The organism is Neisseria sp. P0022.S010, from assembly GCF_051956635.1.
In genome coordinates this window covers 1-1,048 of record NZ_JBQCXF010000738.1, presented here as the reverse complement: position 1 = coordinate 1,048, position 1,048 = coordinate 1, and the positions used below count along the sequence as shown (strand labels likewise).

Below are 1,048 nucleotides of genomic sequence, written 5' to 3'. Positions count from 1 at the left end.
ACGGTCACGCTGCTTTTGATTTGACCATACAGAATCACTTCTGCAGAGGCAGCCAGTGGCAAACCGGCAATAACCAAAGCGATAATCGATTTTTTCATTATTCTCTCCAAAACAAAGTTAAAATCTCGTGAAAACACGTTTGGCAATATTAATGTTTTCCAACGCTACAAACAACTACTTTCATCTTGATAGACACTTTTATTCATTAGAGTTTAGACTTTTTACAACATTTTCAAATAAAACAGGCCGTCTGAAAGCAATTTCAGACGGCCTTTCCTATTTGCAGCGAAAACATTACTTGGGTTGTCTTAAAAACTCCGGTTCAGGCAGATGCGGCGCAGTTTAAAGCCATACGCGACATTATCGGTGGCGAAAACAACCGTCCCGTACAACCTTTGAACGAGCGCGAAGTCAATGAAGACAAATAACTTCTAAGGCCGTCTGAAAACAAAAAAGCACCCGGAAACGGGTGCTTTTTCAATCACATCAATCAGGCTTTTTTGTTACCCAACGCAGCTTTCACAAATGCGCTGAACAAAGGATGGCCTTTGCGCGGATTGGAAGTAAATTCCGGATGGAACTGACACGCGAAGAACCAAGGATGATTTGGCAATTCGATGGTTTCAACCAAACGCTCGCGGCCTGCGGATACGCCGCCAATGACCAAACCGGCTTTTTCCAACTGAGGAACGTAGTTGTTGTTAACTTCGTAGCGGTGGCGATGACGTTCGCGGATATGTTCGCTGCCGTAGATTTTTGCAGCAAGGCTGCCCGGTTTGAGGTCAACTTCTTGCGCACCCAGACGCATGGTGCCGCCCAAATCGGCAGATTCGTCACGGGTTTCTACGCTGCCGTCGGCAGTTTGCCATTCGTCAATCAGGGCAACGACAGGCGCGGCGCATTTCAAGTCAAACTCGGTAGAGTTCGCACCCTTCAAGCCTGCAACATCGCGGGCGTATTCAATCAGGGCAATTTGCATACCCAAACAGATGCCCAAATATGGTACGTTGTTTTCACGCGCATAGCGTACGGCGGCAATTTTGCCTTC

The 1,048-nt window shown here is 46.9% G+C and carries 2 protein-coding genes; one reads left to right on the top strand and one right to left on the bottom strand.

Annotated features, from left to right (window positions below; genetic code table 11):
* Nucleotides 1-278 precede the first annotated feature (278 nt).
* Nucleotides 279-428: a carbonic anhydrase family protein gene (locus ACTHUT_RS21065; protein WP_349267268.1), complete on the top strand. Its 150-nt coding sequence runs from the start codon at nt 279-281 to the stop codon at nt 426-428.
* A 62-nt stretch (nt 429-490) separates the two neighbouring features.
* Here ACTHUT_RS21065 and ACTHUT_RS21060 read toward each other — a convergent pair.
* A partial coding sequence (locus ACTHUT_RS21060) for a glutamine amidotransferase-related protein (protein ID WP_440419748.1) occupies nt 491-1,048 on the bottom strand: 558 nt, incomplete at its 5' end.